We start from the raw sequence: 12,893 nt of genomic DNA, 5'->3' as shown, positions 1-12,893 counted from the left end.
CGTTCCTTACTGCTTGCTCGGCTGGCCGACGACCGCGAGGAAGACGTCTTCGAGGGATGGCTGCCGCTGGACGTACTCGGCCTCGGCGGGCGGCAGCAGCTGCCTGAGCTCGGTCAGCGTGCCGTTCACGATGATCCGGCCCTGGTGGAGGATCGCGATCCGGTCGGCCAGCTGTTCGGCCTCGTCCAGGTACTGCGTGGTGAGCAGCACGGTCGTGCCGCCCTCGGCGAGCTCCCTGACGGCATGCCACACCTCGATGCGCGCCTCCGGGTCCAGCCCGGTCGTCGGCTCGTCGAGGAAGACGACCGGCGGATCGCCGATGAGGCTCATCGCGATGTCGAGGCGGCGGCGCATGCCGCCGGAGTACGTCGCCACCCGCCGCGGGCCCGCCTCGGTCAGCGAGAAGCGCCGCAGCAGGTCGTCCGCGATCGCGCCCGGGTCCTTGACGTGGCGCAGCCTGGCGACCAGGACGAGGTTCTCCCGCCCGCTGAGGATCTCGTCGACCGCCGCGAACTGCCCGGTGAGACTGATCGACTCGCGGACGCCGGCGGCCTGCGTCGCGACGTCGAAGCCGTTGACCCGGGCCGTTCCGGCGTCGGCCCTGAGCAGCGTGGACAGGATCTTCACCAGCGTGGTCTTGCCCGCACCGTTCGAGCCGAGCAGGGCGACGATGCTGCCCCGCGCGACGTCGAGGTCCACGCCGCGCAGCACTCGCAGCTGTTTGTACGACTTCTCCAGGCCCTGCACGTGGATCGCGGGCGCCTGGGCCTGATCGGCGGTTGGAGGGATGCCCATGACCGCCAGCATGGAGGGTTGACGCAGCGTCATGGTCAAGCCCTGGATTGCGGGGATGCGACGCAGGCCGGCCGTCATCGCGATCGGCCGGGGTCTCGGCGGTCGTCCAGATGGGCGGCGACGTGATCGTCAACGCTGCCGGTGCGGGACTGGCGGCGCCGCTGACCCGGCGCCGGCACCTGCGGCGCAGGACGCCACCCAGCCGGTCGCGATCAGCGCCAGCGCCGCAGCGTACGTCGACATGACCACGAGATCCCGGCCGGCGAAGTCCATCCCGGCCGCGCCGACGCCGATGAGCAGGTCGGACAGCAGGAACAGCACGGCGCCGGCGGCGACCCGGGCGCTCACGGCCGTCGCCCACGCCGCCATCGCGGTGAGCGCCAGGCTGTAGCCGAGGATCGGCACCCGCAGCGGGCCGAGCCGGCTCCACAGCAGGGCGTTGAGCCCGGCCCACAGCACGGCCGCGGCCACCAGCACGGCCGTGCGCGGCCGGCCGGCGCGGCGGAAGGCGACCAGGAGGCTCAGCTGCGTGCCGAGGAAGCAGACCATGCCGAGCAGGAACCACGCCCGGCCCGGCACCAGCAGCGCCACGTCACCGGCGAAGGCGAAGGCTAGGCCCGTCGCCACGGCGTCCCGGCCGGGTCGGCGGCTCATGAGGTACCAGAGCAGCAGCAACGCCAGGAAGGGCTTCGACGCCCACTGGATCGCCCGCTCGTCGAGGGCCACGCCGATCAGCTCGACAACGGCGGCCAGCGCGAACAGGCCGAGCGGCAGGCGTGTCCTGCGGCCTCCGCTGCGCTCCGGACCCCTCATGCGGCCGGCTGCCAGCCCGGGCGGCCGAACACGAAGCGCAGGCGGTCGCGCCAGCTCGCCGAGGACCGCACGTCCTGCCAGATCGCCCGGTACTCGTGGGTGGCGACGCGCAGCGGGTTGTAGGTGTCGATGTTCTTCGTCAGGCCGTAGACGACCCGGGCCCGCTCCGGCTCGAACGTGCCGAACAGCCGGTCCCAGACGATGAGGATGCCGCCGTAGTTGCGGTCCAGGTACTCCGCGTTGGCGCCGTGGTGGACCCGGTGGTGCGACGGCGTGTTGAACACCCACTCGACCGGCCGCCACAGCCGGCCGACCCGCTCGCTGTGCAGGAAGAACTGGTAGGCGAGGCTGATCGACTGCTGCAGGAACACCATCCACGGCGGGATGCCCAGCAGCGGCAGGACCAGCCAGAACGGGGTGGCGGTCATCGGCGTCCAGCTCTGCCGCAGGGCGGTCGACAAGTTGAAGAAGACGCTGGAGTGGTGCACGACGTGACCGGCCCAGAAGACGCGGACCTCGTGGTGCAGGCGGTGGAACCAGTAGTACGCCAGGTCGTCGGCGAAGAACAGCAGGACCCACGTCCAGGGGCTGTGCGGGTCGAGCTTGAGCGGGGTGAGCACGTACAGCCCGGCGTAGGCGACGGCCACGACGAGCTTCCACGGCACGCCGATGACCTGGCTGCCGAGCCCCATGCTGAGGCTGGTGGCGGTGTCGCGGACCGCGTAGCCGCGCTCCTCGTCGTCGGGCAGGAAGCGGTACGAGACCGCCTCCATGACGATGAGCAGCAGGAAGGCCGGAACGGCGTAGAGCACGGCGGGGATCATGCTCTGCTGTCCTCTCTCGGAAGCGTGATCGGGGCGGTGAGCAGGGCCTTGGCCTGGGCCTCGGCCTCCGCAGCGGCACCGGCGGCGATGTGCTCGCCGAGGCGGCGGTGCCCGGCGACGTCGAGCAGCTCGGCGGTGCGGCGGTTGGCCGGCACGCGGCCGACGGCGAGCGCGCCGCCGACGAGGGAGTTGAACGCGAGCAGGTAGGCGATGTTGCCGCTGCCGGCGATCACCTCCCGCCAGAGCGCGACGTCGGCCTCGCCCATCCGCTCCAGGTCGGGGGCGGCGGCCGCGTACACGTCCACGGCCGCGACGACGGCGGCCCTGGCCTCGGGGGTGCCGCGCTCGGCGCACAGCCGGGCCGCGTCGGCGCCGAGGCAGGCGCGCATCTCCACCACGTCCCGCACGAGCGTCTCGACCGGGAGCACCTCGGCCCCGGCCATGGCGAGGTCGAGCCCGGCGTGCCGGCGCCAGTCGAGGACCCGGGTGGCCCCGCCCTGCGCGACCCGGACCAGCCCGAGCTGCTGGAGGCGCCGCAGCGCCTCCCGGACGGCGTGCCGGTTGACCTCGAAGACGCCGGCGAGCTCGCGCTCGCTGGGCAACCCGTCGCCGGGCGCGTACTCACCGGTGACGATCGCGTCGCGCAGCTGCCCGAACACGTGGTCGGACACGGAACTACGCCTGACGGCCCGGAACTCCATGGTTCGACAGTGTCCCACCCATCAACTGGTTGGACCAGTGCGTCGACCCTCCCGTGCGTCGATCTTGCAGTTGTGGTGCCTCGACACTCCCACGATGTCCGGGTTTGTCAGGCACCACAACTGCAAGATCGACGCGGAGGGGTCAGCGGTTCAGCTCGTCGACGATCTTCTGGGCCGTCGTGGCGTGCTTGGCGTAGGCGCTCGCGAAGGCGCTGCGCTGCACGGCCTGGGCCGCCCCCGTCACGCTCATCTTCTGCCAGCCGTCGACCTTGACCAGCTTGTTGTAGAACTTGGCCGACGCGAACGCCGGGTCCATCAGCTGCTCAGGGGTGCCCCAGATGCTCGCCCGTTGCTGGAAGATGCCCAGCGAGTCGTAGTTCGTGCCGGTGCCCTCGTGCGGGAGCTTCAGCGACGCGGGGACCTTCGGGTTGGCCAGGTTGCGCAGGTACGTCTCCTGGAGCGCGGTCGCGATGGCGACCACCATCGCCCGCTCCGGCAGCTGCATCTGACGGGCCACCTCGATGACGATGAAGGCGTTGTTCGTCTGCGCCTGGTTGAGCCCGGCGACCGGGCGCGGCACCAGCGACGTGCCGGGCGCGGAGGCGACCACGACGCCCCGGGCGGCGTTCGCCCGCGCGTGGGTCTCGTAGAACTTCGCCGCGTCGAAGTCGGTGTCGTCTGCCACGGCAACGGGGTCGTTCGGGAAGATCGCCCAGGACACACCGACACTGATCAACGAAGCAGCGAGGGCGACCACCGCCAGGAGCGCCATTCTGCCCATGTGCAGACGACGTCCGGCGGTGCGCCCGCGCCGGGAGGTGGCGCCACGCACCGCGACAGCTTAGGGAACGTGGCGCCGACAACGAAAGCGGCGAAACTATTGCTTGAACAAAACCTAAGGATTGGCGGTCAGACCGCGCCGTTTGAGTAGCGGCTCGATCAACGGATCGCGACCGCGGAACGCGCGATAGACCGCCATCGCGTCGGCGCTGCCGCCCTTGGCGAGCAGCCCGTCGCGGAACGTGTCGCCGAGCTCGCGGCGCAGCCCGCCCCGCTCGGTCAGCCAGTCGACGGTGTCGGCGTCGAGGACCTCGCTCCAGATGTAGGAGTAGTAGCCGGCGCTGTACGCGGCGCCGCTGAAGATGTGGGCGAAGTAGGGTGTGCGGTACCGCGGCGGCACGAACGGCACGGCGACGCCGGCCCGCTCCAGCGCGGCGGCCTCGAACGCGGCGACGTCGATGTCCTCCGCGTCCTCCACCCGCAGCGTGTGCCAGGCGAGGTCGAGCAGCGACGCCGCGAGGTACTCCGTCGTGGCGAACCCCTCGTTGAACTGCTTCGCCGCCTGGAGCCGGTCGACGATCTCCTGCGGCAGCGGCGCGCCGGTCTCGTGATGGGTCGCGTAGTTGGCCAGCACCTCCGGCCAGAGCATCCACACCTCGTTGACCTGCGACGGATACTCGACGAAGTCGCGCGGGACCCGCGTGCCGGCGAACTTCGGGAAGTGCACCTGCGAGAACAGCGTGTGCAGCGCGTGCCCGAACTCGTGGAACAGGGTGCGCACCTCGTCCAGCGTCAGCAGCGTCGGCTCGCCGGCCGGGGCCCGGTTGACGTTGAGGTTGTTCACCACGACCGGCGCGGTGCCGAACAGGCGGGACTGCGGCACCAGCGCGTTGGCCCAGGCACCGCCGCGCTTCGACGGCCGGGTGAAGAAGTCGCCGATGAACAGGCCGAGCCGGCTGCCGTCGTGGTCGAGCACCTCGAACACCCGGGCGTCCGGGTGGTACGCGGGCAGCTCGGGGCGCTCCTCGAAGCGCAGCCCGTAGAGCCGGCCGGCCGCGTAGAAGACGCCGTCGCGCAGGACCCGCTCCAGCTCGAAGTACGGGCGCAGCTCCGACTCGTCGATCGCATACCGCTCGCGCCGCACCCGCTCGGTGTAGAACGCCCAGTCCCACGGCTCCAGCGTGAACGTCTCGCCCGACGCGGCGATCGCCGCCTGCAGGTCCTCGGCCTCCGCGAGCGCGTTGGCGACGGCGGCCGGGGCGAGCTTGGCCAGCATCTCCTCGACGGCCTGGACGGTGCGGGCCGTGTTGTCGGCGATGTTGTACTCGGCGTGGTGCTCGAAGCCGAGCAGCCGGGCCCGCTCGGCCCGCAGCCGGACGATGCGGCGGACCAGGCCGGTGGTGTCGTGCTCGTCGCCGCGCGCGCCGCGGGTCACCGAGGCGGTGTGCAGCCGCTCCCGCAGCGCCCGGTTGGTGAGCGCGGCGAGCTGCGGCTGGGCGGTCGGCAGGATCAGGTTGAGCACGTAGCCGCGCTCCAGGCCGCGGTCGCGGGCCGCCTGCTCGGCCGCCGCGATCGCGTCGTCGGACAGCCCGTCGAGCTCGGCCACGTCGTTGACGACGACCGCGTTCGCGTTCATCTCGTCGCGCACCTTGTTGCCGAACTCGGTGGCGAGGCCGGCCAGCTCGGCGTTGATCTCCCGCAGGCGCACGTGCTGCTCGTCGGACAGCCGCGCGCCGGCCCGCACGAAGTCGGTGTGGTAGCGCTCGAGCAGCCAGGCCGACTCGGCGTCGAGGCCGAGCTCGTCACGCCGCTCGTAGAGGTCGCGCACCCGCCCGTACAGCGTGCGGTCGAGCATGATGGCGTCGCTGTGCGCCGACAGCCGCGGCACCACCTGGGTCTCGATCTCCTGCAGCTGCGGGCTGGTGTCGGAGCTCGCGAGGTTGAAGAACGCGGCCGACACGCGCTGCAGGATCCGTCCGGACCGCTCCAGGGCGACGAGGGTGTTCTCGAACGTGGGCGGCGCCGGATCGGCGGCGATCGCCGCGACCTCGTCGCGCTGGTCGGCCATGCCGCGCTCGAAGGCCGGAAGGTAGTGGCCGATCTCGATGCGGTCGAAGGGCGGCAGCTGGTACGGCAGGTCGCTCGGGGCGAAGAACGGGTTGTCCGTGGTCACCCACCGACTGTATCGAGTGGGGCGCGCACCCTACTCGCTTTGGCAGTGTCCCGACCGCGCTCCGCGTGGCTACCGTGACGACGTGTACCGATACGTGATCGCCGACGTCTTCACCGATACCGCCCTCACCGGCAACCCGCTCGCCGTCCTGCCGGACGCGACGGGCCTGCCGGCTGCACTCATGCAGCGCATCGCGCGCGAGATGAACCTGTCGGAGACCACGTTCGTGCTGCCCCCGGAGGCCGGCGGCGACGTGCGGGTGCGCATCTTCACGCCGCTGGGCGAGCTGCCCTTCGCCGGCCACCCGACGTTCGGCACGGCCGTGGTCCTGGCCTCCGCGGGCGCGGCGGGCCCGGAGCTGCGGATGGAGACGGGGATGGGGGTGGTGCCGTTCCGCTTCTTCGGCGACCGCTCGGGGGGCGCCCTGGGCGCGCGGATGCTCCAGCCGATCCCGGTGCTGGAGCCCTACCCGCGGGCGGACGAGCTGCTCGACGCCCTCGGCACCCGATCGGTCCTGCCCATCGAGGTGTACCGCAACGGCCCGCGCCACGCCTTCGCCGCCCTGCCGGACGAGGCCGCCCTGGCCGCGCTGCGGGTCGACCTGCGCGCCCTGGCGACCCACGACGACCTGGCCCTGAACTGCTTCGCCCCGACGGCCGACCCGGCGGTCTGGCGGACCCGGATGTTCTCGCCGGCCTACGGCGTGACGGAGGACGCCGGCACCGGCTCGGCGGCGGGCCCGCTGGCGCTGCACCTGGCCCGCCACGGCCGCCTGCCGCTGGGCACCCCGCTGACCGTCCGCCAGGGCGTCGAGATGGGCCGCCCGTCCACGATCCACGCCCTGGTCGAGGGCACGCTGGACGAGGTGGAGCGGGTGGAGGTCTGGGGCCACGCGGTGCTGGTCGCCGAGGGCACCCTCTACGTGTAGCCCCCTCGCGTCGATCTTGCAGTCGTGGTGCCGCGACGCTCCCAGGATGTCCCTGTTTGTCAGGCACCACAACTGCAAGATCGACGCGGTTAGGGGAGGGGGCCCGTGTAGGAGGCGCGGAGGCGGAGTTTGGTCGGGTGCGCGTACTCCTCCATGGCGTGCGCGAGCCAGCCCACCGTCCGCGCCACGCCGAAGATGGCCTCGCCGGCCCCGCGGGGCATGCCCGCCAGGTGGGCGAGCAGACCGAGGGCGAAGTCCACGTTCACGGCCGGCAGCCGGCGGCGGTCCGCCTCGGCCAGGATCGCGTCGGCGACGGCGAGCCGAGGGTGCCCGGGGACGGCCGCCCGGATCCGGGCGAGCAGGGCGGGGGCCCGGCCGTCGCCGGCACGGTACACCGCATGGCCGAACCCGGGGACCCGCTCCCCCTGCCGCAGCCGCCGGCCCATCGCCGCCGACGCCTCCGCGGGCTCGGACGTCTCGGCGAGCATCGCCTCGGTGCCGAGCGACGCCCCACCGTGCAACGCTCCGCTCACCACGCCGAGGCCGGCCGCGACCACCGCGTAGGGGTCGGCCCGCACGGACGCGGCGACCCGCGCGGCGAGCGTCGAGGCGGCCAGCTCATGGTCGGCGAGCAGCACCATCGCGTACCGCAGCACGTCCGCGAGCGCCGGCGCCGCCCCGGCACCGGCCAGCTTCGCCCACAGCCGCTCCGCGACCGGCCCCTCGACGGCCGGTGACCGCCCGCCCACGGCCGGCAGCGCGTCGACCAGACCGGCGACGAGACTCTGCCCGATCCCGGCGACCGCGGCGGGTTCGAGCGTCAGCCGCACCGGATCGGCCGCCGCCAGGGTGGTCACGATGACCTGCAGGCGCTCCAGCGGCAGCACGGAGACCGGCAGGCCGGCCTGGGCCGCCCGGGCCGCGGCGACCGCCTCGGCCGGTGCCGTCCACGGGTCCAGGTGGTCGCGGTCCACGCCGGTCCACAGCCAACCCGCCGCGTGCTCAAGATGCCAGGTGTCGGACAGTACGATGGCGTCACGACCCCGGTAGTAGGGGCGGTCGGCGCCGAGCAGCGTGACCGCCGACTCGATGACCAACTCCGGGCGGCCGGTGCGGCGGGGGCGGCCGCGTAGGGCGAGCCGCTCGACCTCCTCCGAGTCCAGCACGCTGCGCCCGTCGGCGCCGCGGCGGCGGGTGAGCACGCCCCGGCTGACGTACGCGTAGACGGTGGCGGTCTTCACACCGAGCCGCCCGGCCGCCTCCTCGACGGTCATCCACCTGGTCACGCCGCTTCTCCCGGTCGAGTCATGTTGATTTTCATCAACGTTGACACAAGTACAGCATGACAGTCAACGTGGACGCATGGCTCCGACAATCCACTTCCTTGACGTCACCAACCGTGACGGGGTCCAGACGGCCCGGACCGGGCTGTCCAAGTTCGGCAAGACGATGGTCAACTTCTATCTGGGCCGGCTCGGCGTCGCGCAGTCCGAGATCGGCTTCCCATTCCTCTTCCACGAGGTGCCGTACATCCGCGCCCAGACCGCGCTGGAAGCGGCGGGCGCGTTCGGCGGGCTGCGGCTGTCGGGCTGGTGCCGGGCCGTCGCCGCGGACGTGGAGAAGTCGGCGGCGCTCGGGCTCAGGCACTACAACCTGTCGATCTCGACGTCCGACCAGATGCTGCAGAACAAGTTCAAGGGGCGGCTCGACCGGCCGGCGCTCATCCGCGAGATGACCGACGCCGTACGCACCGCGAAGTCGGCCGGCGCGCAGACGGTCGGGGTCAACGCCGAGGACGGTTCGCGCACCGACGACGGCTTCCTCACCGAGTTCGCGATCGCGGCGCGCGAGGCGGGGGCGGACCGGTTGCGGTACTGCGACACGATCGGCGGCGACACCCCGGGCCGCATCGGCGAACGGTTCGCGACGCTGGCCGCCGCGGTCGGGATCCCCATCGAGACGCACTGCCACAACGACCTGGGGATGGCGGTCGCGAACTCACTGGCCGGCGCGTTCGGCGACCTCGCCGCCGGCCAGGACGCATGGATCAACACCTGCGTCAACGGGATCGGCGAGCGGTCGGGCAACGCCGACCTGGTCTCGTGCATCCTGGCCCTGCGCCACGGCTTCGGCGTGCCGGACGGCGCCGAGATCGGCGACCCGATCGACCTGGCGTGGGCCCGCCGGTTCGCGCGCTGGGCGTCGTACGCGTTCGGCCAGCCGCTGCCCAACCACCAGCCGGGCGTCGGCCCCAACGCGTTCGCGCACGAGTCGGGCATCCACGCCGACGGCGCGCTCAAGGACCACCGCAACTACGAGCTCTACGACGAGGACGAGCTCGGCCCGTTCCCGGCCGACCGGCACGCGCGCGCCGGCCGGATCGTGCTCACCGGCGAGTACGGGGGGCTGGCCGGGTTCCGGCACGTCATGGAGGACCTGGGGGTCGACGTCAAGGACGAGGAGCTGACGTTCAAGCTGGTGCAGGTATGCAACGCCGCGACCGGGCGGCCGCTGACCGACGACGAGCTGCGCCTCGTCGCGGGCTACCCGGACGAGCTGGCCCTGCTGTACCCGGGCCTGCTGTAGCCGCTGCGGAGCCGCTCAGAGCATCCCGTGCTCGACGATCCAGTCGAGGCGCAGCAGTTCCTCGCCGGAGAACTCGAGCGCGACGACGTCGTGGAACCGGCGGGTGACCTGCATCGGCGTGAACCGGTGCACGGCGCACTCCATCCAGATCGGGATGCGCGAGGCCGGGTTGGCCAGGACGACATGCTTGCCGCAGCGGTGCTCCATGCCGGATCAAGCTAGCGTCGCCGGCCGGGCCGGCCCACCCGGCTACCCGGAACATGCCTGCGTACTCCATTTGGTGCAGGCGCAGGTGTCACCGCGGAGACGACGACCGGCCGGGCGATCGGCCATAGCGTCGATGCCATGCCTGACGACCTGCTCCGCTTCGCGTTCGCCGGCCTGGTGGCCGGTCTGGTCACCGCCGTGGCCGGCGTCGTGCTCGTCCTGACCGGCCTTCTCGGCCCCGGCGGCGACTCGACCAGCGTGACCTTCGTCGAGTATGGGACGGTGGCTCCATGCCAGCGCTGAGCCGCCCCGTCACCGCCGCCTGCTCGGCCGTGACGTTCGTCGGGGTGCTGAGCGGCGAGTCCCTCGCCGGCCAGCCGCTCGGCGCGCCCGGCCCGCTCGCCGTCGCCACGACCCTCGCGGGGCTGCTCTGGCTGCAGCGCCGCTGGCCGCTCGCCGGCCTGCTCCTCGGCATCGCGACCGTGGCGGGCCAGCGGACCGCCGACCTCACGACGGCCGGCTGGCTGTGGCCGGCCACCTTCCTGTACGTCACCGCGCTGCTCGCGCCCCGCGCCCGCACCACGCTCGTCGTCACCGTCGCGGCGGTGCACGCGGTCTGCGCGTTCAACTTCGATTGGACCGTGCTCCAGCACACCGCGGCCCGGGCCATGGCGACGGTCGGCACCGAGTCGCTGTGGCTCGCCGCGGTCGTCGCCGCCACGCTGTCGTACCGCAACTGGCTCCGCTGGCGCGACGAGCTCGTCCACCGGCTGCGCGCCGACCTGGACGAGCAGCGCACGGCGGAGCGCCTGCGGGTCGCCCGGGAGGTCCACGACACCGTGGCCCACACCCTCGCCGTCGTCGGCGTCCACCTCAACGTGGCCGCGGACACCTTGGACGCGTCGGCGGACCCGGCCGCGCAGGAGGCGCGGGACGCGGTGCGGCTGGCGCAGGACGTGCGGCGTTCGGCGATGGCCGACCTGTCCTCGCTCGTCGGCGTCCTGCGCGACGACCGCCGCCCGCCGGCCGCGCCGCTCCCCCTCGACGAGCTGGTGGCCCGGGTGCGGGAGACCGGCCTGGCCACCGAGCTGACGGTGACGGGTGCCGAGGAGGCGTGTGCCCTGCCGGTACGCCTGGTGACGTCCGCGATCGTCCGGGAGGCCCTCACGAACACCGTCCGCCACGCCGCGGCGACGAGGGTCACGGTGGCCGTCCACTATGGACCGGCGACCGAGGTGACCGTGCGGGACGACGGCTCGGGACCGGCCGAGCGGGCGGCGGGGCACGGGCTGACCGGGCTCGCGGAGCGGGTGGCGGCTCTCGGCGGGGCGTTCACCGCCGGGGCCGCGGACGGCGGCGGCTTCCGGGTGCACGCGACGATTCCGGCATGACGATCTCCGTGCTGCTCGCCGACGACCAGGCGCTCGTGCGGGCCGGGCTCGGCAGCCTGCTGCGCCGGTCCCGGGACATCACGGTCGTCGCCGAGGCGTCGAGCGGGGACGAGGCCGTCCGCGAGGCGCGCCGGCACCGGCCCGACGTCGTCCTCATGGACATCCGCATGCCCGGCCTCGACGGCATCGCCGCGACCGCCCGCATCACCGGCAACCCCGGGCTGGCCGGCACCCGGGTCGTCGTGCTGACCACGTTCGAGACCGACGAGAACGTGTTCGCGGCGCTGCGGGCCGGGGCCAGCGGCTTCCTCACCAAGGAGGTCGAGCCCGAGGACCTGCGCCGCGCGGTGCGGGTGGTCGCGGCCGGCGAGGCGCTGCTGTCGCCGAGCGTGACGGCCCGCGTGATCGCCCGGTTCGCGCCGGGTGCGGTGCATCCAGCCGGCGCGGCGAACCCGGGCGGCGCGGCCGACCCGGCCGGCCCGGCGAGCGCCGCCCGCGACCGGCTGGCCGCCCTGACCCCGCGCGAGGTCGAGATCGTCCGGCTGGTCGCGAGCGGGCTGTCGAACGAGGAGATCGCCGCCCGCCTGTACATCAGCCCGCTCACGGCCAAGACCCACGTCACGCGCGCGATCGCCAAGGCGGGCGTGCGCGACCGCGTCCAGCTCGTGATCCTGGCCTACGAGTCGGGCCTCGTCCGTCCCTAAAGGCCTGTCCCTACGGTTTGTGCTGGTCGACGCCCAGCCCGTTGCATTGGCGGCCGCCGTTGACGCAGTGCGCGACCAGCTGGGCCTGGCGCGGCGCGTCCCAGCCGTTCATGAAGTCGTAGTGGAACGAGTGCGCGGCGCCCGACGAGTACCGCAGGCCGCCCGTGTTGCCGCCGGGCAGCTTGTAGGGCACCTTGAGCTCGAACATCGGCAGCGGCACGGGGTGGTCCTTCGGGCACACCCCGCCGACCGGCCAGGCCATGTGCGACTTGTGGTCGGGCGAGTCCAGGTGCACGCCGTCCCAGCAGCTCGGCGCCTGCATGCGGACGATGAGCGACGATCCGGCCGGGCACGACGGCGGGATGTCCTTGCCGAGGTACCCGGTGCAGCTCCACGTGCCGGTGAACTGCTCGGCCGACGCCGTCTTCACGTCGCCGACGACCAGCCGGAACCCGGCCGGGAACGGCTGGACGGTCCGGTAGTCCTTGACCCCCGACTTGTAGTAGACGGTGACCATCTGCGGCTGCACCACGGTGCCGTTCTGGGACAGGGTCGGGAACCAGTACGACGAGGCGTCCAGCTTGTCCTGGCACGACGTCGAGCCCTTCAGCAGGCTCTCCGGCGTCGACGTCGCCGTGGTCGCGGGGTTGCCGACGAACGTGTGGTCGTGGGCCGCGCCCGGCAGGCCGGGGAACACGATCGGGTCGTCGCCGGCGCGGTGCGTCTCGGTGCAGTTCGCGGCGAACTCGCGGTACTGCGCCTGCGGCGGCTTGTCGGTGAACGTCTTCGCCGGCTGAGGGGCGGCCGTCCCGGCACTGACCGACGGGGAAGGCGATGACGGCGCGACGGACGGCACGGGAGACAGGACGGTCGGTGACGGCGGCGGCTGGGAGATGACGGGCGCGGACGGGTCGCACGCCGCCACGGCGGTCAGCAGGGCGCCGGCGGCGAGCACGGCGAACAGCGGTCGGAGACGCACGTGTGTGCAGGC

The 12,893-nt window shown here is 72.8% G+C and carries 14 protein-coding genes; 5 read left to right on the top strand and 9 right to left on the bottom strand.

Annotation, left to right across the window (positions count from 1 at the left end; translation table 11 throughout):
* Positions 1–6: 6 nt before the first annotated feature.
* The 6 genes from IEZ31_RS24185 to IEZ31_RS24160 form a co-directional block, all read right to left on the bottom strand.
* Positions 7–795, bottom strand: a complete 789-nt coding sequence (locus IEZ31_RS24185; protein ID WP_229835796.1) for an ABC transporter ATP-binding protein — start codon at positions 793–795, stop codon at positions 7–9.
* 129 nt (positions 796–924) lie between these two features.
* Positions 925–1,608 (bottom strand): lysoplasmalogenase, encoded by a 684-nt coding sequence (locus IEZ31_RS24180; protein WP_190252237.1) that lies wholly within the window; start codon positions 1,606–1,608, stop codon positions 925–927.
* The gene (locus IEZ31_RS24175) at positions 1,605–2,432 is read right to left on the bottom strand and encodes a sterol desaturase family protein (protein ID WP_190252236.1); all 828 of its coding nucleotides are present in this window, start codon (positions 2,430–2,432) and stop codon (positions 1,605–1,607) included. The genes IEZ31_RS24180 and IEZ31_RS24175 overlap by 4 nt, the downstream gene beginning before the upstream one ends.
* On the bottom strand, positions 2,429–3,103 hold the full coding sequence (locus IEZ31_RS24170) for a FadR/GntR family transcriptional regulator (protein WP_229835795.1): 675 nt from the start codon (positions 3,101–3,103) through the stop codon (positions 2,429–2,431). The genes IEZ31_RS24175 and IEZ31_RS24170 overlap by 4 nt, the downstream gene beginning before the upstream one ends.
* 172 nt (positions 3,104–3,275) lie before the next feature.
* Positions 3,276–3,914: a hypothetical protein gene (locus tag IEZ31_RS24165; RefSeq protein WP_190252234.1), complete on the bottom strand. Its 639-nt coding sequence runs from the start codon at positions 3,912–3,914 to the stop codon at positions 3,276–3,278.
* 114 nt (positions 3,915–4,028) lie between these two features.
* Positions 4,029–6,086, bottom strand: a complete 2,058-nt coding sequence (locus IEZ31_RS24160; protein WP_190252233.1) for a M3 family metallopeptidase — start codon at positions 6,084–6,086, stop codon at positions 4,029–4,031.
* 82 nt (positions 6,087–6,168) lie between these two features.
* On the opposite strand from IEZ31_RS24160, the gene IEZ31_RS24155 reads away from it, so the two are divergent.
* Positions 6,169–7,014: a PhzF family phenazine biosynthesis protein gene (locus IEZ31_RS24155; protein ID WP_190252232.1), complete on the top strand. Its 846-nt coding sequence runs from the start codon at positions 6,169–6,171 to the stop codon at positions 7,012–7,014.
* Positions 7,015–7,103: 89 nt separating this feature from the next.
* On the opposite strand, the gene IEZ31_RS24150 is transcribed toward IEZ31_RS24155, so the two are convergent.
* Entirely contained in the window at positions 7,104–8,300 is a 1,197-nt protein-coding gene (locus tag IEZ31_RS24150; protein ID WP_229835794.1) for a citrate/2-methylcitrate synthase, read from the bottom strand.
* Positions 8,301–8,376: 76 nt separating this feature from the next.
* Between IEZ31_RS24150 and IEZ31_RS24145 the strand changes: the two genes are divergently transcribed.
* Positions 8,377–9,600: a hydroxymethylglutaryl-CoA lyase-like TIM-barrel protein gene (locus tag IEZ31_RS24145; RefSeq protein WP_190252231.1), complete on the top strand. Its 1,224-nt coding sequence runs from the start codon at positions 8,377–8,379 to the stop codon at positions 9,598–9,600.
* A 15-nt stretch (positions 9,601–9,615) separates the two neighbouring features.
* Here IEZ31_RS24145 and IEZ31_RS24140 read toward each other — a convergent pair whose 3' ends face one another.
* Positions 9,616–9,807: a hypothetical protein gene (locus IEZ31_RS24140; RefSeq protein WP_190252230.1), complete on the bottom strand. Its 192-nt coding sequence runs from the start codon at positions 9,805–9,807 to the stop codon at positions 9,616–9,618.
* A 138-nt stretch (positions 9,808–9,945) separates the two neighbouring features.
* Between IEZ31_RS24140 and IEZ31_RS24135 the strand changes: the two genes are divergently transcribed.
* From IEZ31_RS24135 to IEZ31_RS24125, 3 genes are read left to right on the top strand one after another with little or no spacing between them, the layout of a single operon-like run.
* Positions 9,946–10,110, top strand: coding sequence for a hypothetical protein (locus IEZ31_RS24135; RefSeq protein WP_190252229.1), 165 nt, complete (start codon positions 9,946–9,948; stop codon positions 10,108–10,110).
* A complete protein-coding gene (locus IEZ31_RS24130; RefSeq protein ID WP_190252228.1) occupies positions 10,098–11,198 on the top strand; it encodes a sensor histidine kinase in 1,101 nt (366 codons plus the stop codon). Before IEZ31_RS24135 ends, IEZ31_RS24130 begins: the two co-directional genes overlap by 13 nt.
* A complete protein-coding gene (locus tag IEZ31_RS24125; protein WP_190252227.1) occupies positions 11,195–11,902 on the top strand; it encodes a response regulator in 708 nt (235 codons plus the stop codon). Before IEZ31_RS24130 ends, IEZ31_RS24125 begins: the two co-directional genes overlap by 4 nt.
* A 10-nt stretch (positions 11,903–11,912) precedes the next feature.
* Here IEZ31_RS24125 and IEZ31_RS24120 read toward each other — a convergent pair whose 3' ends face one another.
* On the bottom strand, positions 11,913–12,881 hold the full coding sequence (locus IEZ31_RS24120; protein ID WP_190252226.1) for a DUF1996 domain-containing protein: 969 nt from the start codon (positions 12,879–12,881) through the stop codon (positions 11,913–11,915).
* Between the last annotated feature and the right edge of the window lie 12 nt (positions 12,882–12,893).

Source organism: Dactylosporangium sucinum (assembly GCF_014647515.1).
GTDB classification, from domain to species: Bacteria; Actinomycetota; Actinomycetes; order Mycobacteriales; family Micromonosporaceae; genus Dactylosporangium; species Dactylosporangium sucinum.
Note: the sequence above shows the minus strand (reverse complement) of the source record. Positions and strands in the feature narration are given on the sequence as shown.

What these genes read in the sequence shown, in the direction of transcription:
- IEZ31_RS24185 (WP_229835796.1), bottom strand. Translation starts at nt 795, where the DNA reads ATGGGCATCCCTCCAACCGCCGATCAGGCCCAGGCGCCCGCGATCCAC.
- IEZ31_RS24140 (WP_190252230.1), bottom strand. Translation starts at nt 9,807, where the DNA reads ATGGAGCACCGCTGCGGCAAGCATGTCGTCCTGGCCAACCCGGCCTCG.
- IEZ31_RS24165 (WP_190252234.1), bottom strand. Translation starts at nt 3,914, where the DNA reads ATGGGCAGAATGGCGCTCCTGGCGGTGGTCGCCCTCGCTGCTTCGTTG.
- IEZ31_RS24145 (WP_190252231.1), top strand. Translation starts at nt 8,377, where the DNA reads ATGGCTCCGACAATCCACTTCCTTGACGTCACCAACCGTGACGGGGTC.
- IEZ31_RS24135 (WP_190252229.1), top strand. Translation starts at nt 9,946, where the DNA reads ATGCCTGACGACCTGCTCCGCTTCGCGTTCGCCGGCCTGGTGGCCGGT.
- IEZ31_RS24125 (WP_190252227.1), top strand. Translation starts at nt 11,195, where the DNA reads ATGACGATCTCCGTGCTGCTCGCCGACGACCAGGCGCTCGTGCGGGCC.
- IEZ31_RS24130 (WP_190252228.1), top strand. Translation starts at nt 10,098, where the DNA reads ATGCCAGCGCTGAGCCGCCCCGTCACCGCCGCCTGCTCGGCCGTGACG.
- IEZ31_RS24180 (WP_190252237.1), bottom strand. Translation starts at nt 1,608, where the DNA reads ATGAGGGGTCCGGAGCGCAGCGGAGGCCGCAGGACACGCCTGCCGCTC.
- IEZ31_RS24175 (WP_190252236.1), bottom strand. Translation starts at nt 2,432, where the DNA reads ATGATCCCCGCCGTGCTCTACGCCGTTCCGGCCTTCCTGCTGCTCATC.